Genomic DNA, 24,160 nt, shown 5'->3' with positions numbered 1-24,160 from the left:
AATGGGCTTACAAAGCATAGCATGTAAAGCTGCAGATGCAGCAGCTAATTCCTCAAAAATTTCATTACGCAACGCATTACTCGCAGCCAGACAAGCGCAGCAAGCTCAGTTGCATAGCGAAGCGGCCCTGGCGGCGCGTATTGTCACTGTACTCGCTGAACGTAAGCCGCATTGTGTGGCATTTTATTGGCCTTTTGCTGGTGAATTCGATACCCGTGCAACTCTGGTTAATTGGCTGCATGAAACGCCAACCCATTGTGCCGCGCTACCGGTTGTAACGGAAAAAGGGGGCGTATTGCGCTTTTATCGCTGGACGCCGGAAACGCCGATGCAAGAAGGTTATTTCAAAATTCCAGTACCGACTCACACCAGTGAAGTGCAACCTGATGTATTGCTCGTGCCATGCGTAGGCTTTGATCTAGCGCGCTACCGGCTCGGCTATGGAGGGGGCTATTACGACCGCACTCTAGCCAGGCTTGAGCCACGGCCATTTACCGTAGGCATTAGTTATGAGTGCGGCCGCGTGATGGATATGTTGCCACGTGAGCCGCATGACATTTCACTTGATTTGATACTCACTGAAAAGATGCGCTATGAATAAGGTTCATCCATGCATGATTAACGAATCCCTAAAAGCCCATGATTTTTTATCGATGATTGAGTAAATTGCCTTATATCCTTTATATTAGAGCTATGTAGCCTCCTTTAACTTCCCTCTTGAATCGAGGACAAAGCTTGATGGACTTACCGCGTATTTTCCCTTTTGGCGAGGGCGCACTCGTATGCGAGTCGCCGGCACCAGCCACGCTCGCCTGTCAAAAGCGCTTCTGGGCAATGGCGGCGGCGGCGCAGCAGTGGCCTTATGTGACCGAGATCGTACCGGGAATGAATAATTTAACCGTGCTTTTCGACCCATTAGCCGCTGACGTAGACGCTCTTGCAAAAATGCTTGCCAAAGCTTGGCGCGCCGCGGCTGAAAACCTAAAACCAGGCCGTTTAGTCGAAATTCCGGTGTGTTATGGCGGTGAATCCGGACCAGACCTCGCCGAAGTCGCGCAGCACACAAAGCTGAGTATTGAAGAAATCATTAAGCGTCATACCAATACCGAATACACCGTCTTTTGCCTTGGCTTCCAGCCCGGTTTTGCCTATTTAGGGGGCTTGGATCCAAAGCTTGCAACGCCCCGACGGGCTGAGCCGCGCGTCGCGATACCTGCTGGCTCAGTGGGCATTGGCGGCACCCAGACAGGCATTTATCCGGCCAGCTCACCCGGCGGCTGGCAATTAATTGGACGTACCGCAGCAAAACTGTTTGATCCTATGGGTAATCCGCCAAGTCTCCTCCAGCCCGGGGATCGAGTACGCTTTACCATAGCGAGCCAAACCACCATAACTATTTAAAGCCATCCTATAATTCATTTGGCTCATACTTTATCGAATATAGCTATAAAAGAGGAGCCAGCGTTACGATGATTGAAGTTTTGCGAGCAGGTTTACTGACCTCGGTACAAGACCTTGGCCGAAAAGGTTATCGTATGTCAGGGGTCTGTACTAGCGGGGCTCTCGACACGCTTGCCTTACATATCGCCAACCGAATGGTTGGCAATGCGCCTGAAGCGGCAGGGCTTGAATTGACTGCTGGGCCAGTCAGTTTGCATTTTACGCAAACGACACGGGTTGCCCTGAGCGGCGCTGATTTTAGCGCAACGCTTGATAGCCTTCCGGTTCATGCCTGGTGGAGCTTTCCGGTTGAAGCCGGACAGACCCTGCGCTTGCATACCCCTAAAATCGGCATGCGCGCTTATCTTGCGGTTCATGGCGGCATCGACGTTACGCCTATGCTCGGCTCGCGTAGTACAGATTTAAAAGCCGGCTTTGGCGGTCTGAACGGGCGCGCGCTAAAAGATGGAGACCAATTGCCACTGGGCACCACGCCGCCATCAAGGCATAGCTCTGACGCGTTACACATGCCGGCCTTCGGAATTAAAGCGCCTGGTTGGCACCGTTTTGAACGCCTTAACCCGCGCGCAGAAAATAAAACTTCGCTGCATGGTGCGCCAGGTACTAGCGTACGCGTATTGCGCGGCCCTGAATATGACCACTTTACTGCCGCTGCGCATGAAGCTTTCTGGTCTGAGCCATGGCTCATCACAACCAATAGCAATCGCATGGGCTACCGACTTGCTGGCCCTGAGCTAAAACGTGCAAAGAATCTTGAACTGCTATCTCATGCGGTCCTACCCGGCACCCTTCAAGTACCCGGCAATGGGCAGCCGATTGCGCTTATGCATGATGCACAAACGACTGGCGGCTACGCAAAAATCGGGGTCGTGATCCAAGCAGATTTATGGCGCTTAGCGCAAGCGCGCCTCGCCAGCAATTTGTATTTTACGGAATGCACCATTACTGACGCGCGTATCGCCTATGCAGATTTACAGCGCTATTTAGCCCAGATTGAATTCGCCATTGACCAGCAATACCAAGGTTACGCACAGCAAGCAAAAGCGCTAGCCTGATTTTAAAATGAGGGACTTGCCATGCAGATTGATCTAAATGCCGATCTAGGCGAAGGGTGTACCACGGACGAAGCTTTGCTGGATCTCATTAGTTCCGCCAATATTGCGTGTGGCTGGCATGCGGGTGGCGCCAACGAAATCTTGAATTGCACACGCTGGGCGCGGCAAAAAGGTACGGCTATCGGCGCGCACCCTAGTTTTAATGACCGCGAAAACTTTGGCCGCACCGAGCATCGCTTATCCGCGGAGGAGATCCATGCCGCGCTTCTCTATCAACTAGGAGCGCTCAGCGCTATCGTGCGCGCGCAAGGTGCCTGCGTTACGCATGTCAAGCCGCATGGGGCGCTGTACAACCAAGCGGCGCGCGAGCCTGCAGTGGCCCAGGCCATTAGCGCCGCGATACGTGATTTTGACCCGAAATTAGCCATTTTTGGGCTGGCCAATAGTGCATTAATCACGGCCGCACAGCAGGCCGGCCTAAAGGCCGTTGAAGAAGTTTTTGCAGATCGGGCTTATCGCGCAGACGGCTCACTGGTGCCCCGTGGCACACCGGGGGCGGTCCTCGAAGATGAAGATGAAGTCTTAGCTCGCACCTTAAAAATGGTTCGTGAGCAACGTGTGCAAGCAATCGACGGTCATTGGGTGACGCTTAAAGTGCAAACCATTTGCTTACATGGGGATAATCCTCATGCGCTTGCGTTTGCCCGGCGCATTCGCGCTCAATTTGATGCCGAGGGCATTCAGGTCCGTTCAACTGTAACCACGCCATAGGAGGGTCATTCGCTTTTTGTCTAGGGCTTAATGTACTGTAATGGTAGAGGTAGATAAAACAACCAATATACATAAAGATTTAAAACCAAACTTTGGAGACCCTCATGCAAACAATTGTCAATTTATGGCCGCTGCTAGGTGTAGCTGCCATCATCCTTGGTTTCTTGCTCCATTTTAATCCGCTGCTAGCCGTGGCCGCCGCGGCCGTGATTACGTGTCTTGCCGCCGGTTTCCCGGTTAGAGAAGTGCTCGCGACCATCGGTACGGGCTTTGTTAAAACGCGTAATTTACCGCTCATTATTTTACTGCCCTTAGTCGTGATTGGCCTACTGGAGCGGCATGGTTTACGTGAGCACGCACAAGCCTGGATTGGCCGGATTCGCTCAGCAACAGTTGGGCGCTTATTAATCGTTTATTTATTTGTGCGCGAACTGACTGCGGCGCTCGGTTTAACCGGCCTAGGTGGCCATCCGCAAATGGTGCGCCCGCTGCTTGCCCCCATGGCCGAAGGCGCAGCGCAAAGTCGCTACGGCAAAATTAGCGATGCATTACGCTACCGATTACGCGCATTTTCTGCGGCAACTGACAACGTCGGCCTCTTTTTTGGCGAGGATATTTTTGTTGCCTTCGGTGCTATTGTCCTGATGGCGACTTTCTTGCGTGAAGCAGGTATTGAGGTTGCGCCGATAAAGATTGCGCTATGGGGTATTCCAACCGCCATCTGCGCTTTCATTATCCATGCCTTCCGACTTTATCAACTCGACCGCAAACTGGATCGGGAATTCGGCCGGCCCTCTGACTCCGCTAAACGCAACGCAGACGGAGAGCCATCATGATTTTATCCATTAATTATCTATACTGGCTGGTCGGAGCAATCCTCGCCGTGATTGCTATTATGATCTTCAGCGATCGCACGCACCCTAAACGCTTGCAAACGGGCAGTTTTTGGGCAATTTATGCATTCATTTTTCTTATAGGCGAGAGATTACCTGCGGAACTGGTAGGCATTCTGGTTATCGTCATGGCCCTAATTGCTGGATTTGGCGGCGTCGTCGCTGGCCCAGCGCGCGCAGGTTTATCGGAAAGAGCGCGCCATACAAGCGTGCAACGCTTGGGTAACAAACTCTTTATCCCCGCACTCATGATTCCAGCCGTTACCGTGATTGGCACTTTGTTGGCGCCATATCTTGTGTTCCATAAGCTACCGTTATTTGACCCGAAAAATATTACTCTACTTTCATTCGGGTTAGGCTGTATCGTTGCGGCTGGCTTTAGCTGCTGGCTGACCCGTGATAACATTGGGCAATCCGTACGCGAAGCGCGCCGCCTAACCGAATCACTCGGCTGGGCGGTGGTGCTACCGCAATTATTAGGAACCTTAGGCTTGGTGTTTTCAGAAGCGGGCGTCGGCAAAGCTGTAGCATTTCTGACTACCGCCTATATCAATATGGATTTCCGCTTAATCGCAGTGATTGTCTACTGCGTTGGCATGGCGCTGTTTACCATGGTCATGGGGAATGCTTTTGCTGCATTTCCAGTGATGACAGGGGGGGTTGGAGTCCCGATCTTGGTTGGCATGCATCACGCCGACCCAGCCATTATGGCTGCAATTGGCATGTTCTCTGGCTATTGCGGCACCTTACTCACACCGATGGCCGCTAATTTCAATATGGTGCCTGCCGCTTTGCTTGAATTACCGGATAAAAATGGGGTCATTAAAGCCCAAGCACCGACCGCGTTTGCTTTACTCGCGGTCAATATCGTACTCATGTACGTATTGTTATTTCGTTAATGGGCCCTATCCTCATCAACTCCGCTTGCGCGCGCGCGGGTGTGCTTGATCGTAGATTTTAGCCAGATGCTGAAAGTCTAATGAAGTGTAAATCTGCGTCGTGGAAATGCTCGCATGGCCGAGCATTTCCTGCACTGCACGCAAGTCGCCGCTAGATTGAAGGACGTGACTTGCAAATGAATGACGCAAAACATGCGGGTGCACATTGGCGGCAATTCCAGCCGTCAGCGCAACTCGTTTGACGCGTTGTTTCACTGAGCTAGCTGAGATCCTACGGCCATGTGAGGATAGAAAAAGAGGGCGCGCATCCTCGCGTACAAACTGTGGACGCACGGTAAGCCACGCCAGAAGAGCTGTTATGGCTTTACGACCAATTGGCACAGTCCGCTGACGGTTGCCCTTACCCGTTACATAGACTTGCTTGCCGGGCAAATCTAGCCAACCTACCGAGCGATAACCGTCGGTCTGCTCTTTATATTCAAGATCTAAATGAATCAATTCAGCCAAGCGCAAGCCGGATGAATAAAATAATTCGACCATAGCGCAATCCCTTAAAGCGTGTGGCAGCTTGCTTTGGTTAGCTTCCATCATGGTTCTCGAATCATCTACGGAGAGAGCCTTGGGTAAGGTTTTGGCGCGTTTTGGCGCGCGCACTGCAGCCACAGGGTTATTCTCTAGCGCAGTATGCAGTGCTAACCAGCGATAAAAGCTACGCCAAACCGAAAGCCGGCGCGCAATTGAACGGGCGGCCAAACCTTGCGTGTGCGCGCGGATAACGCCTTCGCGAATATCCGCTGGAGTAAGCACATTGAGCGCCCGGGTGCCGGCTAATGCCACGAGCTGCGTTAACTCATAAGCATAAGTAGTCAACGTATGCTTAGAGAGCTTACGCTCATAGATTAGACTATCAAGATAAGCAGAAATTGGGTCAGCTAGCGCATTCACGGTAAGCACTGAGACTCGCTAGAGGCAAGTAAACGGCTTAGAGCCGCACTCACTAGCACCCCCATATAGGACAGAAAATCCGTTGCCATACCCTCCTGAAAACGCTGCGCATCAGGCGAACCCATCACCAATAGGCCAAATGCATTTGCTTCATCGCCCTGAGGATTGCGTAAGGCAACTAAGGCAAAAGACTCCGACGCTAAAACCGGCGCGGCGTCAGTCGTTAACCATTGCCTCACGTCAAGCTTAATCTCATTCCCGCAATATGGCGTCATCAATTGGTTGGCAAAAACGGAAATCTCATGGTTTGGCATACCCACAAAATCCTCTTGCGCATAAGGCGTCGCCACATCCCAGATACGCACTGCGGCGGTCACCCCAAAAGTCTCGCATAGAACTTGTTCAATCAGTTGCGGCGCTGCGGCGGGTTTTTGTTCAGTCAAGATTCGCTTAGCCAGTATGCCCAGTTTGAACATTAGTCCATCATTTTTTTGTCCTTGATGCATCAGTTGCGCCAAACGCAGCTCAAGTTGTTTATTTTTTGCGCGCAATATATCCATTTGGCGCTCGTGCAGTGACACCGCGCGCCCGCCATGTGGGTTGGCTAACCGCACGCTAGCAAGAAGTTCGGCCTGGTGCTCAAAAAATTCCGGGTGCGCTAGTAAATATTCAGCAATTTGATAGTCGTTCATGAACTTTAATTAAAATTTAGACGAGTGGATAGAGGGGCAAGGCCATCGAGCAGGTCAATTTCGCCATTAAAGACAATCATAGCGGAGCCAACCATATAAATTTCAGCGCCTTCCCATATAATCGTCAGCTGGCCGCCGCGCATAGACACCGTGACAGGCGAATCAACCAAACCGCGGCGCAGCGCTGTCACGGCAGCAGCGCAGGCACCCGTGCCGCACGCCAAAGTTTCCCCAACTCCGCGCTCGTAAACGCGGAGCTTGAGCAAATCACGCCGAATAATTTGCATAAACCCTGCATTCACCCGCTGGGCAAAACGAGGATGCGCTTCAATTAAGGCGCCATCACGCAACACTGGGGCCGTCTCAACATCCTCCACTTGCTGCACGGCGTGGGGATTACCCATCGATAAAACAGAAACCCATACTCGTTTACCGTTCAATTCAAGCGGCCACATGGTGTCATTGCCTGCAGCGCGGGGCTCGATTTGACTGGCATCAAACGGCACATGCGCCGGCTCGAAGAGAGGCGCGCCCATTTCAACGCAGACTTCGCCGTTTTCCTGCAAAGTCAATGTAATGAGGCCTTTTTGCACTTCTACACAGATTTGGCGCTTATGGGTGAGCCCAACCGCATGAACGAATTTAACAAAACAGCGGGCACCATTGCCGCAATGCTCTACCTCGCCGCCATCCGCATTAAAAATACGGTATTTGAAATCAGCCTCAGCCCTACTTGGACGCTCAACCAGCAATATCTGATCTGCGCCAATGCCAAACTGGCGATCCGCTAGCCAACGTATTTGAGCCGGCGTTAGCGCAAATGACTGACGAATGCCATCCAGCACAATAAAATCGTTGCCAGCGCCTTGCATTTTGGTGAATTGAAGCTTTTGCATATGGAATCAGGCCATGAGATATTAACAAGCATCATAAAAACCCGGCTCGCCCGGCGGCCGCGTCTTAAAACGTTTATGCACCCAGTAATATTGCTCGGGCATGAGTTCAATTTGCTCTTCAAGAAAAGCGTTCATTCGGCGCGCATCCGCAAGTGGGTCGTCACTCGGATAATTTTCCCATGGACGAAACACTTTTAGCCGATACCCTTTGTAATTAGGCAAAACTTCGCCAATAAACGGTACTACTTGCGCTTGGGCCGTTTTGGCAAGGCGAGAAACTGTGGTGAGCGTGCACGCCGGCACGCCAAAAAATGGCACAAAGGCCGAATTACGCGCACCATGATCCATATCAGAGGCCAGCATCACGGGCGTGCGCACACGCAACATGCGCAATATAGTGCGTGCGCTCTCAGGACGAGAGATCATTTGCGCATTAAAACGCGCTCGGGCTTGTTTCGCAGCCTGATCAATTTTGAGATTTGACATGGGTTGATAGAGAGCGCCACAACTACGCTTTAGCGCGTAATTCAGAGAAATCGAGCCCGCCTCAATCCCGACAAAGTGAAAACCAAGCAAAATGGTGGGCGGTAAATTCGGATCACTTAAATCAATCTCACTTTTTATTTCAACCAATTTTTCAAATTTCTTGGCCGAACCGAACCACTGCACGCTCCGTTCAACATAGCTGCGAATCACATGCCTAAAATGGTGCGCCGCTACCGCCTGACAACGCGTTTCGCTCCAATGTGGAAAACACAATTTGAGATTGGTGTAAACGATACAGCGCCGCTTACTAGGCAATTTATATAATAGGCGTCCTAATAGATCGCCAAAGCGGGCGACAAAACCATATGGCAAAACCGCTAGTAATTTTAATAAACTAAGCGCACACCCGACCATTAATTGTTTTAACATCGTTCTACTACTATGGGTTAACGCGCAATGTCAGACACTTCAAAAAAGGGTTTATGACATAACTGCGTGCTGAGCAATTTGAAAGAAACCGTTATAATACGATTTTCGCCGAGTTAAAGACAACTTGCGGGGCGCAAACCACGATTTATCGCGTGGTTAAAATCCGCTAAAGCGTCGCCACTTCGCACCTCCTTGAAGCCGGCTTCGTTCCCCGGATACTCTGCAAAAAATTGAACCGCAAATATTTAAGGAGCCATTCAAGTGGCAAATAATTACTTATTCACCTCTGAATCCGTCTCGGAAGGACACCCAGACAAGGTCGCTGACCAAATCTCGGACGCGGTCTTAGATGCCATTTTAGCGCAAGACAAATACGCGCGCGTGGCTGCTGAGACGTTATGCAATACGGGTTTAGTGGTGTTAGCCGGCGAGATCACGACCCATGCTAACATTGATTACATCCAAATTGCACGCGACACAATTAAGCGTATTGGTTACGATAACACTGATTTCGGCATTGACTATCGCGGCTGCGCGGTACTGGTCGCTTACGATAAGCAATCGCCAGATATCGCGCAAGGTGTAGACAACGCCCATGACGACAACTTCGACCAGGGCGCCGGCGATCAAGGTTTAATGTTCGGTTACGCTTGCAATGAAACGGTCGAACTAATGCCGCTCCCGATTCATCTTGCGCATCGCTTAGTCGAACGCCAAGCTAGCCTGCGCCACAGCGGCCAGTTACCATGGCTACGCCCGGACGCCAAAGCACAAGTGACGTTACGCTATATCGATGATAAGCCGTACAGCATTGACACGGTTGTGTTATCCACCCAACACGCGCCAGAAATGGACTTAGGCTCCCTGCGCGAAGCTGTCGTTGAAGAAATTATCAAACCGATACTCCCCGCTGCGCTACTTAAAAATAAGATTAATTATTTAGTCAACCCGACGGGCCGCTTTGTGATTGGCGGTCCGCAAGGTGATTGCGGATTAACCGGCCGCAAGATTATTGTCGATACCTATGGCGGCGCCGCACCGCATGGGGGCGGTGCATTCTCTGGCAAAGATCCCTCCAAGGTCGATCGCTCCGCCGCCTATGCTGGTCGTTATGTTGCCAAAAACATCGTTGCCGCCGGCTTAGCTGAGCGTTGTCTGATTCAAATTTCCTATGCAATTGGCGTTGCGCAACCCACTTCTGTAATGGTGAACACTTTTGGCACCGGTCGCGTGCCAGACGCCGTGATCACCAGCTTGGTGCAACAATATTTCGATTTACGCCCCAAGGGCATTATTCAGATGCTTAATTTGCTGCGGCCGATTTACGCAAAAACTGCTGCTTATGGTCATTTTGGGCGCAAAGAATCAGGATTTTCTTGGGAAATTACAGATAAAGCAGACGCCCTATCTGAAGCAGCGGGGATTAAGGCTGTCGCTTAAATTTTTATAGTTTCGTAAAACGTCGCGGCTTAAAAGAGACGGGCGATAACTCCTCCATTGAAAGCCGGGTATCGGCCCTGTAGCGCTTCGCGCGGTACAAGCAGTAGCAGGATATTCCGTCGCTAGACCGAATTGCCATCTAGCTTGGCTTTTATCGCTCGCTAAAGTCAGGGGTGTAGAATTTCTTTGCCTCATTTTGCTCAGCAACTCTTATCGGATAATCCATAAACCGTGCAAATTTCTGGTATGAAGGCGCGCCCTTAAATTTCTCTAAATCAGGATGTTATTTATGATTGAAATAGAATCATTCATCATATTTAGCCGTTGAGCATATATGAGAAATTTATTCAGAGAAGCGGCCTAAGGACATCACGACAACGGCGCCTAGCGGGCTCATCTGATTGATGCTGCTCAGCAAAGAAGCTGAAGATTAGGGCTAAACTTACGATGAGAGGCACTAACAGCAACAAGTTGTACCCACCACCTCTCTCAAAACGCGGAGAAACTGGGATGCACAACTTGTGCCTATATCTTTAACATGAGTTAAAAAAACCTTTAATAATCAATCGATTCAAGAAACAAACTTGAACCGATTGACCGTCTCAGGATTTATCAATCCGTTTGCGCCAGCTTCGCATGATGACGCGAATAGCCGAAGTAAATCAAAAGTCCAACAGCCAGCCAAGCGATGAAGGCAATCCATGTCGAAAGCTGGAGTTGAAGCATTAGGAATACGCAGAATAAAACCGAAAATATGGGCAAAAATGGCACGCCCGGGCAACGGAAAGCACGTGGCAATTCAGGATGCGTGCGACGTAAAATAAGCACAGCAAGAGATACCATGGAAAACGCCGCCAACGTGCCAATATTGGTGAGCTCAGCCAAGGCTTTAAGCGGAACCAACGCAGCGATCAAGCCAAAGAAAAGACCAACCAGCCAGGTGGCGAAAAAAGGCGTTTTGTATCGCGGATGAATTTTCGACAACGCTGGAGGCAGCAAGCCATCACGCGACATGGCAAACAAAATCCGCGTCTGACCGTAGCTCATCACTAGAATCACCGTCAGCATCCCGAATACTGCACCGAGATCAACAAAACCCGCTACCCATTTTTCCCCGGCAACTTGCAGCGCCATCGAGACCGGATGCCCGACGTCCATAAATTGCTGGTAAGGCACAATCCCGGTTACCACAGCCGCTACCGCCACATACATCACAGCGCAAGCACCGAGTGAGGCAATAATTCCGATGGGTAAATCACGCTTTGGATTTTTGACTTCTTCCGCCGCCGAACTCACCGAGTCAAAACCGATAAAAGCAAAGAACATCACCGCCGCCGCACTCAAGGTACCGGTCCAGCCCATTGGCATAAATGGCTGCCAATTCGTTGGCTTTACGTGAAAAGCGCCCACGACAATGACCAACAGCACAATGCTGATCTTAACAATCACCATCAAATTATTGATACGCGTCGATTCGCGCACGCCAATCGATAAAACCGCAGCAATCGCCATTACCACAAGAAAGGCCGGCAAGTTAAAGAGCGCCAGTTGCCCGGGCACGGTGCCAGGCGCTGCACTCAACAACGCCGGTAACGTAATGCCAAAGCCGGATAAAAGCGACTGGAAATAACCCGACCAACCCACAGCTACGGCCGAAATCGCTAGGCCATATTCGAGCAATAGATCCCAGCCAATCAACCAAGCAATCAGCTCGCCTAGCGTGGCATAGGCGTAGGTATAAATTGAGCCGGCGACCGGAATGGTCGAAGCGAACTCAGCGTAGGCTAGAGCCGCAAAACCGCATGCTAGAGCGGCAATAATAAAGGATATGGTCAACGCCGGACCAGCGGCCACGGCGCCCGTGCCCGTTAACACGAAAATGCCTGTGCCAACAATTGCGCCAATGCCGAGGAAAGTCAGATCGAGCGGCCCCATGGTTTTCTGGAGGCCGGTATTAGCAGCACTTGCTGCAATCATCTGTTCGACGTTCTTAGTGCGTAAAAGACTCATCGGGTATCTCTTTTGCAACAGCCGCTCACAAAGCCAGCCATCGTGTAAATTAAATTAAAAACGACTTACTCAAACTAACACGCTGCCAGATTAAGCATAGACAGATGTTCTGCGAAATCCGGTAAAAGATTACGCAATCACACAAACTATGCCCAGAACCTAGCAACTTATACTTGCGATTATTACTTTTGCTACAATAGGAGCTCGTTTCGAGGAGCGCTGCGACGGAATTTCCGCCAGGCTCGAAGCACAACCTTAGCCCGCCTATGGCGGGTCGTATCAAACGGCGCTCACGTCTTCAATCTTTTGTTTTTAAGAAAGGAGCGTGAAATGAGCGCTGCAATACAACCTACGCATAATCAATCAAGTATTCTCGGTGATTATACCATCGCCGATTTAAATCTCGCCGCTTGGGGGCGCAAAGAAATTCTCATCGCGGAAACCGAAATGCCCGGTTTGATTGCATTACGCGATGAATATGGGGTGAGCCAACCGCTCAAAGGCGCGCGCATTGCCGGCTCGCTGCATATGACAATTCAGACCGCCGTATTGATCGAAACCTTGCAAGCGCTTGGCGCTGAGGTCCGTTGGGCCTCGTGCAACATTTTTTCCACGCAAGATCATGCGGCGGCAGCCATCGCCGCACAAGGCACCCCGGTATTCGCCTTCAAAGGCGAAAATCTTGACGAATATTGGGCCTTCACGCACCAGATTTTCTCTTGGCCGAACGGTGAACACGCCAACATGATTCTGGATGATGGTGGCGATGCAACCTTATTACTCATGCTAGGCGCGCGCGCAGAACAAGATCGTTCTGTGCTAGCCGAACCAACCAATGAAGAGGAAGTTGCGCTATATGCCGCGATTTCCCAGCACTTAGACCGCGATCCGCATTGGTATTCGAGCCGCCTGGCTCATATTCGCGGCGTAACGGAGGAAACCACAACCGGCGTACACCGTCTCTATCAGCTAGAAAAAGAAGGGAAATTACGGTTTCCAGTAATTAATGTGAACGATTCCGTAACAAAATCAAAATTCGATAATTTGTACGGTTGCCGCGAATCCCTGGTTGATGGCATCAAACGTGCAACCGATGTCATGATCGCCGGTAAAGTGGCGCTCGTAGCGGGATATGGCGACGTTGGCAAAGGTTGCGCCCAGTCATTGCGAGGCTTAGGCGCAACCGTTTGGGTGACTGAAATCGATCCGATTTGCGCGTTGCAAGCCGCCATGGAAGGCTATCGTGTTGTCACAATGGACGATGTGGCCGATAAAGTGGATATTTTTGTCACGGCGACGGGCAATTTAAGCGTGATTACCCATGAGCATATGAAAAAGATGCGGCATCAAGCGATCGTTTGCAACATTGGACACTTCGACTCAGAAATTGAGGTGTCTTCATTACGCCAGTACAAATGGGAAGAAATTAAGCCACAAGTTGATCATATTGAGTTTCCCGATGGCAAACGGATTATCTTATTAGCGCAGGGTCGCTTGGTTAATTTAGGCTGCGCCACAGGCCATCCATCGTTTGTGATGTCAAATTCCTTCACAAATCAAACATTAGCGCAAATTGAGTTATTTACGCGCGGCGCGCAATATGCGAATAAAGTCTATGTGCTGCCTAAACATCTCGACGAAAAAGTGGCGCGACTACATTTACAGCGGATTGGCGCGCACCTTACGGAGCTGACTGCATCACAAGCAAAATATATTGGGGTTGAGCAAAGCGGTCCCTATAAGCCATCGCATTATCGCTACTAAAATGATGTTGATATGAGTCAAATCGAGCTGTCGTTTGAGTTTTTTCCACCTAGAACTGCGGAAGGGATGGATAAGTTGCGTGCCACGTGTACGCAACTTGCGGTACTGCAACCCCATTTCGTTTCCGTTACTTTTGGCGCTGGCGGTTCTACTCAACAAGGCACGCTCGATACCGTCTTAGAAATAGCCCGTAATGGGCTTAAGGCCGCTCCACATCTGTCGTGCATTGGCGCAGCCCGCGACAATGTGCGCGCCATTTTAGCCCGCTATCGCGCCCATGATATTCGGCATATCGTTGCTCTGCGCGGCGACTTGCCTTCTGGCATGGGCGAGATCGGAGCATTCCAATATGCATCAGAGTTGGTCGAATTTATCCGTACCGAACATGGCGACTGGTTTCACATTGAAGTGGCGGCTTATCCAGAATACCATCCGCAAGCACACTCGCCAAACCAAGATCTAGAAAGTTTTGCGCGCAAGATTAAAGCGGGGGCTAACGCGGCGATTACGCAATACTTTTATAATGCAGATGCGTATTTCCGCTTTGTCGATGACGTGCGGCGTCTCGGCATTAAGGTACCGATCACGCCTGGCATCATGCCAATTACCAATTTTTCTCAATTGATGCGCTTTTCATCGATGTGTGGCGCTGAAATACCCCGTTGGATTGCGCGTCGCCTGGAGAGCTTTGGCGATGATAAGGCATCGATTCGCGCTTTTGGGATTGATGTAGTCGCAAGTTTATGTCAGCGATTACTCAATGGCGGCGCACCGGGGCTACACTTTTATACATTAAACGGCGCGGTGGCAACCTCCGCCATTTGCCAACAAATCACGCTCAATAGATAGATAATTTATTCCGCAACAGCCTAGATGCCGGATACGGCAACTTATTCGCAGCATAAATTAAAAGTCTGAACTCGGAAATAGCCGATTAGCCGGCATCTTTTATGCAGAGGGACTCTCCGGCGCCCACCACATTGAGAGCGGAACAGCAAATAAATGAGGGCTAAACGGCACAATCTCTGGTCCGTCATACAGCACGATGCCACGCTGAAACGCCTGTGGCTCGTTTTGCTGCAAATGACGCAGCCCTCTAAAATCATTGCTAGTCACCGTGCTACTTGCTTTAACTTCAATCCCCGTAATCTGACCCAACCGATTTTCCAGCACAAAATCTACTTCATAATTGGTTTGTGTGCGGTAATGCCATAAAGTTAATTTTTGTTCTGCAAAAGCCAAATGTTTAAGCAACTCATTTAAGACAAAAGTCTCAACCAATCCACCCGGTAGCCCAGCCTTTTTCATCAAATGGTTTTTGGATAAATTATTGAAATGAGCCAGTAAACCACTATCTAGCACAAACACTTTAGGCGCTTTCACCAACCGTTTACCCGCATTGCGGTGCCAAGCCGGCAACCGATAGACTAAAAAGAGCATCTCCAACAGACTGAAATAGCGCTTTAGCGTGGTTTGCGTTAAGCCGATCGAGCGTGATAACTCCGCAAAATTCAACAAATTAGCGCTACGCACAGCAAGTAATTGGAGTAAATTAGGTATTTCAGATAATTGCTCGAGGTTTGCCAATTCGCGTACATCACGCTGCAAAATGGCGTGCAAATAACTATCAAACCATGCGGCACGGCGTTTTTCTGAGCTGCGGCTGACCGCTTCTGGGAACCCACCTGCGAGCAAAATATCAATCCATCGCTCACGTTTGCAGGCGGAAATGGCCAAAGCATTGAGTTCGCCATTAAACAACCAATCCGCGCGATTAAACTTTGAGATGCCAGCTAATTCCGCCGTTGATAAGGGCCAAAGCGACAATATTTCCATCCGCCCAGCCAAGGAATCAGCGATGGTAGGCAGCAATAAAACATGCGCCGAGCCAGTCAGCAAAAAACGACCCGGTCTACGATCTCGATCAACCCCAGCCTTAATTGGCAAAAAAAGTTCTAGAGCACGTTGCACCTCATCTAAGACCACTGGGCCATCCAGCGCCTCAATAAAACCGCTTGGATCATTCTTTGCCGCAGCCAACACCACCGGGTTGTCTAAGGTTAAGTAGCGATAGTGATGGATCTCCGGCACTTGAGCCAGCGTGCTCTTGCCCGTCTGACGCGCACCGTTGATGAGTATAACAGGCGTGTCAGCCAATGCTTCTAATAGCAAAGGAGTAATATGTCGTGCGTACATAGCGCCATTCTAATGGATGAAAATCATCCACGCAATGGACGATTTTCATCCATCAAAAACTTTTACATTGATTTAAAATTGATGGGCAGACAGAATTTTACCGAGCTCTTATTACCCCTCAATGTGCGGCTGCTGGGTCACCACTCGTCTATTTTTGACTTGGCGCTTGCATCTGGGATCCATCCCAACCGCCGCCAAGCGCTTTAATCAGCCCCGCTGTAGCAACCATCCGCTGCCCATTAATGCCTACCATTTTTTGCTCAACCGCAAACGCGGTCGTCTGTGCAGAAATAACGCTAAGGTACATCGTCATACCCGCTTTGTATTGATTTAAAACAATCTTGAGGGCGTGTTGGGCTGACTGCACGGCCTGTCGCTGCAGCACAGCTTCTTGTTCGAGGATACGCAATGCGGCTAATGCGTCCTCTACCTCTTGAAATGCATTCAATACAGTTTGCCGATAATGCGCCGTATCTTGTTCAAAGGAGGCGCGGGCTGCAGCTGTTTGCGCCTGCCGCGCACCTCCATCGAAAAGAACTGCCGCCAGTTGTGGGCCCAAGGACCAAATACGGGCAGGCGCACTGAGCCAGTCTGAAAACGCCGAGCTCTGATAGCCCCCCGTTGCTAAGAGCTTTAAGGATGGGAAAAATGCCGCCATGGTTACGCCAATTTTTTCGTTGGCCGCAGCGGCGAGACGCTCGGCGCTGGCAATATCAGGCCGACGCTCAAGCAGTGCGGAGGGGAGCATAAGAGGTATGCGCGGCGGCGCGGCGAACTTTAATGGTGCGGCGCTTAGCGAGAAAGTTGAGGCAGGCTCTCCCACCAATACGGCTATCGCGTGCTCGTATTGGGCCCGCGCAATCCCATTGTCAAGCGCTGCGGCTTGGGCTGCTTGGAGCGCCGTTTGCGCCTGTAGTACATCAGCCCGCGCGGCAACACCCTGAGCATAACGATTTTGCGTCAGTTTGAGAGCTTGCCGATAAGCCCGCACCGTATCGTTCAATAATTGTTGAATCGCATCTAGCGTGCGCAGTTGAAAATAATTTTGCACTAACGTCGCTTGAGCAGATAGGCGCGCATTTTCAAGTTCCGCTGCTGCACTTTGCGCCTGAGCTTTTTCAGCTCGCTCGGTACGCCGCAGCGTACCCCACAGGTCTGGCTCCCAAGACGCATCTAACGATAACCCATATGTCGTGCGTGGCGCATTTAAACCATTCACGGCGCGCGCCGTAGTGCGCGCACGCGTAGCATCCGCCGCTGCGCTGATTTGGGGCAAAAAAGCCGCGCGTGCCTGTCTCGCCAAGGCGCGCGCGCGCTGATAGGCGGCCGCGTAGGCGGCCACCGTTTGGTTCGAGATCTCGATTTTGTTAGCCAGCGTATTTAACTGGGAATCATTAAAGATCTTCCACCAGGCCCCACGCTCTAATTCATCAGCCGGCTGCGCCACTTTCCAGCCAGCCGGCGCTTCCTTAAAGTTTTCTGGCACAGCCAAGGTGGCGCGCGTGTAGTCCGGCCCCACCGCGCAACTTGCTAGCCCCCCGGCGAATAGGCTGATAACTAAGCATTGCTTAATGCGAGACATATATTTAATTAGAGAAGAGGGCCCTGCCACGGGCCACGGTTTTTTAAACAATTGCATTCTGTTGCCCTAAGTTGCAGCCATAGCAAGACAACGGTAAGGTTACACTTTTTCGCAAGCCAGTGATGCATAGCGCGATGCGCCATGTTATCGTTTTGTGGTTCACACTTAAGTTTTGAACATAGAAACTAGCGCTATTCTATGCGTATCTGTATTTGAAAATATACTAATCTATGTCAGATTCCGCGCCACCTACCTCCGCCGCTAACGCGTCGCCTCAAAGTATTCCGCTAGCCGGCAGCGCGCTGGTATTGCTCACCGTCGGGCTGGCGTTGGGTACGTTTATGGAGGTACTCGATACCTCGATTGCCAACGTCGCCGTGCCTACCATCGCCGGTAACCTTGGCGTGGCCACCAGCCAAGGCACTTGGGTAATTAGCTCTTACTCGGTGGCCTCAGCCATCGCGGTGCCACTCACGGGCTGGCTAGCGCGGCGCGTAGGCGAGGTCAAACTGTTTACTTTGTCGGTGCTGCTCTTTACGCTCACCTCCGCCCTCTGCGGACTTGCGCAGAATTTTGAAACATTGATTGTGTTTCGTTTGTTGCAGGGATTTGTTTCTGGCCCCATGGTGCCCCTGTCACAAACTATTTTGCTGCGCAGTTATCCGCCGGATAAAAGGGGGCTGGCGCTTGGGCTATGGGCAATGACGGTGATTGTTGCGCCGATTTTTGGCCCCCTTTTGGGGGGCTGGCTGACGGATCACTATAGTTGGCCCTGGCTTTTTTATATTAATGTGCCGGTTGGCCTTTTCTCTGCATTCAGCTGCTTCGTCCTGCTCCGCGGACGTGAGACTAAACTGGTTAAACAGCGTATTGATGCGGTCGGCTTGGCTTTACTTGTGATTGGCGTGGGCTGCTTGCAAACCATGCTTGATATTGGCAAAGACCATGATTGGTTTAGTTCGTCGTTAATCATCACGTTAGCGATTATTGCCGCCATCGCGCTTTCTTTTATGGTGATTTGGGAAATCACTGAAAAAGATCCCGTGATTGACTTCGCCCTTTTTAAAGACCGTAATTTTGCCCTTGGCGTGATTATTGTGTCATTCGGTTTTATGGCATTTTTTGGTTCGGTGGTGATTTTCCCACTTTGGCTGCAAACGGTGATGGGATATACAGCTAGCCTAGCTGGCTTAGCCACTGCGCCGATCGGCCTGCTTGCGTTAGTGCTCTCTCCGTTGATTGGCCGCAATTTACATAAACTTAATCTACGGCTCGTCGCTTGCTTCGCGTTTATGGTTTTTGCTGGAGTGTCATATTGGAACTCCCTCTTCACGCTCGATACGCCTTTTAATGCAGTCATTTGGCCGCGCCTGGTGCAAGGTCTTGGGATTGCCTGCTTTTTCGTACCGCTCACCACCATTACCTTGTCTAGCATCACCGAAGACCGACTAGCGAGCGCCGCCGGTTTATCCAATTTCTTCCGTACCTTAGCCGGGGCCATTGGCACTGCCGTCAGCACCACTTTCTGGGAAAACAATGCAGTCTATCATCATGCAGTATTGACTGAATCGGTTAGCGTCTACTCGCCGAATACCACGGCTTTTACGGATACCCTAACCTCATTCGGGATCACTGGATCGGTGGCCTATGCAAGCCTCGATAAAATCATTACACAGCAAGCCTATATGATTGCGACTAACAATTTTTTTCGCATTTCATGCATTGTGTTTATCGTACTCGCAGCACTGATATGGTGGACCAAACCGAAACCGGGAGCGGCGGCATCAAGCGGGCATTAATATTGGAGTGCGGTTGCTCTAGCCCCGAGGGCTTTTTTAAAGCTCTAAAACTAACGCGTACACATCGCGCTCCATACGATTACCAAGCAAACTGAGCAAAGTGCGTAAATTTTCTCGCTCGGTTTCTTCCGCCTGAGCTGTACCGCGAAAAGAAAATTTCTGCCGCGCCCATTGACCTGCTCCGTCAAGCAGCAAAGGCCCTTGTGTCGTTGTCAGTGCCAACGTCGCGTCGCGGCCTAGCGCCTGAATCACGACACGATATGAACCCAGCGGTTTTACGCGTGAAACGCGCGACGACATATCCGTTAAGTTCAATGTCAGTTGGCCGAATAGCTTATTTTCCAAAAAACGCCAATCGTTCCATTGAAGCTGCACCCCACCTTGCAAATTAAATGTATTAAACGGCGCGCCCAGCCCTGTTAATAAGCTGGCCGGAACCTCTAGCCGTCCAGAGGAAAGCATCGCGCCGCGTGGCGTTATGCTGAGTTGGACGGGCGCTGGACTGGCCTCATTCGCCAGCATTGTGATTTTCACTTTACCAGAAAAAAGCGGCCAAAACGCTGTGCGCCACTCAATCCGCCCAGCTAACGCGGTGGGGGTGCTGGCTTTAGGTCCAGCCGCTAACATCAGCACGGCTGAGCCATGCCATAACGAGCCCGCTGGAACCGCTAGGCTAACCCGACCCGCGGTTGCTTGCGCCACGAGCGGCAAAAACCAAGCGGCCGGCAAGAGCGCCAACACGGTTAATAAGGTTGAAACCAGCGCAGCCAAACCCCATGGCAGGGCTTCTTTTGATTTTTGCAAGAGTGAATGCATATTCCGCGCAGCGCTCATCTGATGGGTTGACTGCATAAATTCTTGGTAGAGAATGAGCGCATTAAAGATTAACGAACGCTCGGCGCTTGCAGTAACGCCGTAAGATTCACTTGCCCGTCTTCATTCAAACGGATTAGCTGAGCTTCAGCGATTTGCAATTTGTATTGTTTGCGTATTTCGTCAAGCCAACCGATCCAATCTGCGAAGAAAACGTTCGTTAATTTTATTTGCACCGCACCATTGAGCACCGATAGTTGGGCATTGGACATGCCGTGCTGCGCGAGCGAAGTCATTAGAGCATCCCGCAAACCATCGCCGAGAGGCGCTATATTTGCTGGCCGGCGGCCTAATTCCCGCGCTTGTCGCGCTTGCTCTTGCATTTGCGCTAACTCCCGCTCCATCACCGGTAGCTTAGCCATCAGCCGCGCACTCCCGCTGCGCGCAGGCATCCATAACAAGCTATATAGCAAAGCTATGCTGGAGATCAATCCTAACGTGATGCATAACATTTTCTCGCGGGCGTTGCGCTCGCTCCAAAAATCGCTCCACAGCGTTGTCAAAGCACTTTTCATCCGCGCCCCTTAATAATCCATTTGCCTTGCGCAAAATCTGCGTCCAGTCCTTGGTTAGCTAGCCGTTGCCCAAAAGTTTCATCAATTTTCACGTTCGGCTTAAATCTCACTTCAAGCGCGCGGTTGCGGTAATCCATCTGCGCAATAGCCGTCGGCGAGATGGTCCCTAGCGAGCGCGCCAAACCCTCCGCGAGGCTTAAAAAATCGGTGGGCGAAAGCTCGCCTACGGCCGTACGCAACGCATCGAGCTGGCGCGTCATTTGTTGCGGGGGATTCAGCACGACCGCGGTTTTTGGAAAAGCGCTCATCAACACCTCAATCTGCTGCGTGCTAAGCATGGTTTGCTGTCGCACCAGCAATAGCCATTGCAGGTTGACGCCGATGACCATCGCCAACAAACTGGCGAGCGCCAAACCCAACGGCCAACGCCAGTGCTTTAAAGCACCGCGCTTAAAGCGCCAGGGTTGCTGCGCAAATTCAAATTGGCATAAATTAAAAGGACAGCTTAACGCTTGCCGAGCCAGGGCCTCAAATGAGAGTGACGGCTGCTGCGCGAAAGGTGAGGGTGGCGGCAGCGCTGGCGCAGAGGACCTGCCGGGCACGTCCGTCAGTTGATATAACGCCAGCGGTCCAAGCGCCGCCAACGCGCTCAGCGTCTCGTTCAGCGCCGAGATTGGGACCGTCAGACCTTGGCCCAGGCCGGCGCGGAGCAAAGCAAGTTCAACGCATGGCTCGGCTACATCAGTCGACGAAGTTGCAGCGCTCGGTTCAGAATACCCAACCATCATGGCCAATAACGGCGCCGCTTTTTGCGCCGCGGCACGTTCAAGCTTGGCCTCAAGGCTTGCTGTGTCTTTAATTTCAGATATAGCCAAACAGCGTGTCATCGGCACTGCGCGTAAAGCGTGATGGCCCGCTTCGATAAAAGCCTCATACACAAAACGAAACCAAGCGCGATCAATCGTCGCCAGCACACGTTGATTATTTTCGACGGCGACTGGATCAAGCGCAATATGGCAAGTTTGTGGATCTCGGATCACATGCTCTTCAATCACATTGGGTAAAGCTTGCCGTAAACGCGCGCCCTTGAGTGGCGCAAGCGCTACGGTTAACATGAGTATATCGCGCGCCGCGATCAGCAAAATTGTGGTCCGCGCTTTAGGTAGCAACGCAAGTGAGGATTGGCCGGCGCGCAATACGCGCGCACGCCGATCAAAAAGAATAAAGGGCAAAGCCGACAACTGCCATTGCCCCGAAGTGAGCGCTGGGTCGCGGGCGGGTAGTTGAACCACAAGTGTCGTCAAAACGTTTATCCCTTTCGCAAAATAATCATACTGCATCACGCATGCTAATGATACGTGTACTACGCGTCAAACGGTGGCGATACACTAATACATCACGCAATAAGAGTGCGCGATTATGCTGAACATGCCCATGAATGACAAAGAAATCAGTTTTTACATCGAATTGGCTTGTATCGAACTCAAGCTGTGGCCCAGCAATGGCGCGCACGCGGTTGGTGAAATCACCTGTATTAACGAAAAAAACCTGCTCACGCAAGGTCAGCAACATTTGCGCATTAGGTACATCCAAGCCTGGAATCATCGCGGCTAGCACTTCGGCGCTTGCCGTATTCACATTGACTGCGCTGGGTTGCGGCAAGACCGTGACAAACGGTTTGAGTTGCGCAACCATGTCTGCATTAAAGCCAGGGACATCGAGCAAGGCTTCCACAGAATTTATTGATAACCACTGAGAATTAACCCCACCTTCAAAACTACTCGTATCAGAATCCGCCGCAAATGACGAATTGTCTGCTTGACTTTCTATGTTCTCTCTCCCAGCCGGCCCCTGCAATTTCGAAGTCCCCCCGCTTTGCAAGCCTTGCCTTGAATTCACCAGCGAAGCACGCAGCCGCAAAGCAGTGGCCTTTGCCAATTCTGGATTTAAATTGAGGATGGCTAACAAGCGCCCAAAGTTCGCGAGCTGCTCCAGGTTGAGTTCTAATTGTCCGGGCCGTGGCGTCTTGACCAAATTGCGTAAATTGAATTTGGCTTGTGCATCCTCAATCGAACCGGATAAATAAGTGTCCTGCTCATACGCATCGCCCGCTGCACCGGCGCGCCCGAGTAAATCGGATAAGCGCGTCTGGGCAATAGGTACGGCCCAAATGCCGCCGAGATAATCAATCGGTGAAGTATCTGCTGCCGCACGCAAGATAAAGCGTGTCCAATCAAGCGCGCCACGCTGCACCCATTGGGCCTGCATCATCATCTGTTGATTTTCGATACGGCGAATCTGAATTTGTTGTCGCCACAATAAACCGGACACCAGCAGCGCCGACAGCGTCACGACAAAAAGGGCCGTGATCAGCGCCGCGCCACGCGCCCGACGGGAATAGCCGCAACCGGAAGAATAACGTCGGACCGTATGCAAAGCCTCACTCCCCGACCAATAGAATTCGCGTGAGCGGATGCTGCGCTTTGACTATGTGCGCGGTCAATTCGATGCCCGTCATGCTGCGCTCAGGCGGAATTTGACGTGCTTGCAGCGCAGTCAATTGACTTAAATTTTTATTAAAAGCAGCTTGCACATCTTGCATATTGGCGGTCCAGCCGCGCTGCCGCACCCAGGCGCGCACACTCACAGCACGCACTCCATTGATGAGCTCAACCGTGCTCCACCCCTCCATTCCCGCCTCAACTGCGAGGGCAGCCCGCAACTGCCCAAACGTTGCGAGCGGCGGCGAAGCAAGACGCAATACCCTTCCCTGCGGCACTTGATAACGCACGACTTGTAAACGCGGCGCTTGTCCAGATACATTAAGCTGTCGCACAATTTGCAATTGCCCTGCGCCAAAAGCAATCGCTGGCTGACCGAGGTCTAGATCGAGCGCCGCTTGCCGCACATCAATCCCGACCTGGTCGAAGAACTGCGCTAGCGCGCGCTCGTTAGCCATGGATAAGGTCACCGCATCACGCGCGCGCACAATCTGATCAAGTCCACGCCAGGATAAGATGGCAACCAAGGCAAGTATGGTCATCGCGACCAATAGTTCAACCAACGTGAAGCCGATTTGATATTTATAACGGCCGTTGCGTTTCATTCGCTATCACTGTCATCAAATGCGCCAACTCACTATTAAACCCAACTTGCTTAACCACTATATCGACCCGTCGAAAACTCGGATTAGGAGTCCCAGACACGGTCCGTATGCAGATAAAATCAGCATTTCCCTGCGCACATGGAAAATTCACTGCGCCTAGCGGCAGCCAGGTGTGCTCCAAACGCAGTTGCGCCAGCGCATTATCTGCGCTAAAACCCGCTAATAGCCGCTCATGCAATGCACGCCCCCCCAGCGCCAAACTGCCTGAGGCACGCAACGAGGCAGCCAACGCAATCGCGATAATGGCAAGCGCAATCAGCGCTTCAATTAGCGTAAAACCCACCATAG

At 51.3% G+C, this 24,160-nt stretch carries 23 protein-coding genes and 1 riboswitch; of the genes, 10 read left to right on the top strand and 13 right to left on the bottom strand.

The genetic code is table 11. From position 1 onward, the window contains the following. Nucleotide 1: 1 nt before the first annotated feature. The 6 genes from MCB1EB_RS00415 (at nucleotide 2) to MCB1EB_RS00390 (ending at nucleotide 5,079) form a co-directional block, all read left to right on the top strand. Nucleotides 2-601, top strand: a complete 600-nt coding sequence (locus MCB1EB_RS00415) for a 5-formyltetrahydrofolate cyclo-ligase (RefSeq protein WP_045363788.1) — start codon at nucleotides 2-4, stop codon at nucleotides 599-601. 137 nt (nucleotides 602-738) lie between these two features. Continuing rightward, on the top strand, nucleotides 739-1,401 hold the full coding sequence (gene pxpB, locus MCB1EB_RS00410) for a 5-oxoprolinase subunit PxpB (RefSeq protein WP_045363791.1): 663 nt from the start codon (nucleotides 739-741) through the stop codon (nucleotides 1,399-1,401). 68 nt (nucleotides 1,402-1,469) lie between these two features. Continuing rightward, nucleotides 1,470-2,516, top strand: a complete 1,047-nt coding sequence (locus MCB1EB_RS00405) for a 5-oxoprolinase subunit C family protein (RefSeq protein ID WP_045363794.1) — start codon at nucleotides 1,470-1,472, stop codon at nucleotides 2,514-2,516. A 21-nt stretch (nucleotides 2,517-2,537) separates the two neighbouring features. Then, on the top strand, nucleotides 2,538-3,287 hold the full coding sequence (pxpA, locus tag MCB1EB_RS00400; protein WP_045363797.1) for a 5-oxoprolinase subunit PxpA: 750 nt from the start codon (nucleotides 2,538-2,540) through the stop codon (nucleotides 3,285-3,287). Between the two features lie 104 nt (nucleotides 3,288-3,391). After that, nucleotides 3,392-4,123 carry a DUF969 domain-containing protein gene (locus MCB1EB_RS00395; RefSeq protein WP_045363800.1) on the top strand — a complete coding sequence of 244 codons (732 nt, stop codon included), beginning with the start codon at nucleotides 3,392-3,394 and terminating at the stop codon, nucleotides 4,121-4,123. Further along, nucleotides 4,120-5,079 (top strand): DUF979 domain-containing protein, encoded by a 960-nt coding sequence (locus MCB1EB_RS00390; protein WP_045363803.1) that lies wholly within the window; start codon nucleotides 4,120-4,122, stop codon nucleotides 5,077-5,079. The genes MCB1EB_RS00395 and MCB1EB_RS00390 overlap by 4 nt, the downstream gene beginning before the upstream one ends. Before the next feature lie 15 nt (nucleotides 5,080-5,094). Here MCB1EB_RS00390 and MCB1EB_RS00385 read toward each other — a convergent pair whose 3' ends face one another. Genes MCB1EB_RS00385 through MCB1EB_RS00370 form a run of 4 tightly spaced genes read right to left on the bottom strand, consistent with a single transcriptional unit; the run spans nucleotide 5,095 to nucleotide 8,527 of the window. Continuing rightward, on the bottom strand, nucleotides 5,095-6,033 hold the full coding sequence (locus MCB1EB_RS00385) for a tyrosine recombinase XerC (protein WP_045363806.1): 939 nt from the start codon (nucleotides 6,031-6,033) through the stop codon (nucleotides 5,095-5,097). Continuing rightward, nucleotides 6,021-6,716 (bottom strand): DUF484 family protein, encoded by a 696-nt coding sequence (locus tag MCB1EB_RS00380; RefSeq protein WP_045363809.1) that lies wholly within the window; start codon nucleotides 6,714-6,716, stop codon nucleotides 6,021-6,023. Before MCB1EB_RS00380 ends, MCB1EB_RS00385 begins: the two co-directional genes overlap by 13 nt. Nucleotides 6,717-6,721: 5 nt before the next feature. Continuing rightward, the gene (gene dapF / locus MCB1EB_RS00375) at nucleotides 6,722-7,612 is read right to left on the bottom strand and encodes a diaminopimelate epimerase (protein ID WP_045363812.1); all 891 of its coding nucleotides are present in this window, start codon (nucleotides 7,610-7,612) and stop codon (nucleotides 6,722-6,724) included. 21 nt (nucleotides 7,613-7,633) lie between these two features. After that, nucleotides 7,634-8,527 carry a lipid A biosynthesis lauroyl acyltransferase gene (locus tag MCB1EB_RS00370; RefSeq protein WP_045363815.1) on the bottom strand — a complete coding sequence of 298 codons (894 nt, stop codon included), beginning with the start codon at nucleotides 8,525-8,527 and terminating at the stop codon, nucleotides 7,634-7,636. 261 nt (nucleotides 8,528-8,788) lie between these two features. Between MCB1EB_RS00370 and metK the strand changes: the two genes are divergently transcribed. Next, nucleotides 8,789-9,967, top strand: a complete 1,179-nt coding sequence (gene metK / locus MCB1EB_RS00365; protein WP_045363818.1) for a methionine adenosyltransferase — start codon at nucleotides 8,789-8,791, stop codon at nucleotides 9,965-9,967. Between the two features lie 612 nt (nucleotides 9,968-10,579). Here metK and bcaP read toward each other — a convergent pair. After that, nucleotides 10,580-11,977, bottom strand: coding sequence for a branched-chain amino acid transporter BcaP (bcaP, locus tag MCB1EB_RS00360; protein ID WP_045363821.1), 1,398 nt, complete (start codon nucleotides 11,975-11,977; stop codon nucleotides 10,580-10,582). A gap of 205 nt (nucleotides 11,978-12,182) precedes the next feature. After that, nucleotides 12,183-12,276, top strand: a riboswitch (S-adenosyl-L-homocysteine riboswitch). Nucleotides 12,277-12,307: 31 nt separating this feature from the next. Here bcaP and ahcY point away from each other — a divergent pair. Together ahcY and metF are read left to right on the top strand one after the other, a co-directional pair. Next, nucleotides 12,308-13,741: an adenosylhomocysteinase gene (ahcY, locus tag MCB1EB_RS00355; RefSeq protein WP_045363824.1), complete on the top strand. Its 1,434-nt coding sequence runs from the start codon at nucleotides 12,308-12,310 to the stop codon at nucleotides 13,739-13,741. Between the two features lie 12 nt (nucleotides 13,742-13,753). Beyond that, entirely contained in the window at nucleotides 13,754-14,590 is an 837-nt protein-coding gene (gene metF, locus MCB1EB_RS00350) for a methylenetetrahydrofolate reductase [NAD(P)H] (protein ID WP_045363827.1), read from the top strand. 99 nt (nucleotides 14,591-14,689) lie between these two features. Here metF and MCB1EB_RS00345 read toward each other — a convergent pair whose 3' ends face one another. Then, the gene (locus MCB1EB_RS00345; protein WP_045363830.1) at nucleotides 14,690-15,937 is read right to left on the bottom strand and encodes an ATP-binding protein; all 1,248 of its coding nucleotides are present in this window, start codon (nucleotides 15,935-15,937) and stop codon (nucleotides 14,690-14,692) included. A 148-nt stretch (nucleotides 15,938-16,085) separates the two neighbouring features. Beyond that, nucleotides 16,086-17,519, bottom strand: coding sequence for an efflux transporter outer membrane subunit (locus MCB1EB_RS00340; RefSeq protein WP_045366082.1), 1,434 nt, complete (start codon nucleotides 17,517-17,519; stop codon nucleotides 16,086-16,088). A 230-nt stretch (nucleotides 17,520-17,749) separates the two neighbouring features. Between MCB1EB_RS00340 and MCB1EB_RS00335 the strand changes: the two genes are divergently transcribed. After that, on the top strand, nucleotides 17,750-19,318 hold the full coding sequence (locus tag MCB1EB_RS00335) for a DHA2 family efflux MFS transporter permease subunit (protein WP_045363833.1): 1,569 nt from the start codon (nucleotides 17,750-17,752) through the stop codon (nucleotides 19,316-19,318). Between the two features lie 36 nt (nucleotides 19,319-19,354). Here the strand turns inward: MCB1EB_RS00335 and MCB1EB_RS00330 are convergent, their stop codons facing one another. The 6 genes from MCB1EB_RS00330 to gspI form a co-directional block, all read right to left on the bottom strand. Continuing rightward, nucleotides 19,355-20,134 carry a type II secretion system protein N gene (locus tag MCB1EB_RS00330; RefSeq protein ID WP_045366083.1) on the bottom strand — a complete coding sequence of 260 codons (780 nt, stop codon included), beginning with the start codon at nucleotides 20,132-20,134 and terminating at the stop codon, nucleotides 19,355-19,357. 68 nt (nucleotides 20,135-20,202) lie between these two features. Next, entirely contained in the window at nucleotides 20,203-20,706 is a 504-nt protein-coding gene (locus tag MCB1EB_RS00325; protein ID WP_045363836.1) for a type II secretion system protein M, read from the bottom strand. Then, nucleotides 20,703-22,010 (bottom strand): type II secretion system protein GspL, encoded by a 1,308-nt coding sequence (gspL, locus tag MCB1EB_RS00320; protein ID WP_045366085.1) that lies wholly within the window; start codon nucleotides 22,008-22,010, stop codon nucleotides 20,703-20,705. The genes MCB1EB_RS00325 and gspL overlap by 4 nt, the downstream gene beginning before the upstream one ends. A gap of 25 nt (nucleotides 22,011-22,035) precedes the next feature. Next, nucleotides 22,036-23,142, bottom strand: coding sequence for a type II secretion system minor pseudopilin GspK (gene gspK, locus MCB1EB_RS00315; protein ID WP_045363839.1), 1,107 nt, complete (start codon nucleotides 23,140-23,142; stop codon nucleotides 22,036-22,038). A gap of 4 nt (nucleotides 23,143-23,146) precedes the next feature. Then, nucleotides 23,147-23,812 carry a PulJ/GspJ family protein gene (locus MCB1EB_RS00310; protein ID WP_045363842.1) on the bottom strand — a complete coding sequence of 222 codons (666 nt, stop codon included), beginning with the start codon at nucleotides 23,810-23,812 and terminating at the stop codon, nucleotides 23,147-23,149. Beyond that, on the bottom strand, nucleotides 23,790-24,158 hold the full coding sequence (gene gspI / locus MCB1EB_RS00305; RefSeq protein ID WP_232034124.1) for a type II secretion system minor pseudopilin GspI: 369 nt from the start codon (nucleotides 24,156-24,158) through the stop codon (nucleotides 23,790-23,792). The genes MCB1EB_RS00310 and gspI overlap by 23 nt, the downstream gene beginning before the upstream one ends. Nucleotides 24,159-24,160 lie beyond the last annotated feature (2 nt).

The sequence above is a fragment of the Mycoavidus cysteinexigens genome, from assembly GCF_003966915.1.
In the GTDB taxonomy this organism is placed as follows: Bacteria; Pseudomonadota; Gammaproteobacteria; order Burkholderiales; family Burkholderiaceae; genus Mycoavidus; species Mycoavidus cysteinexigens.
This window is presented reverse-complemented; position numbering and strand designations above follow the sequence as displayed.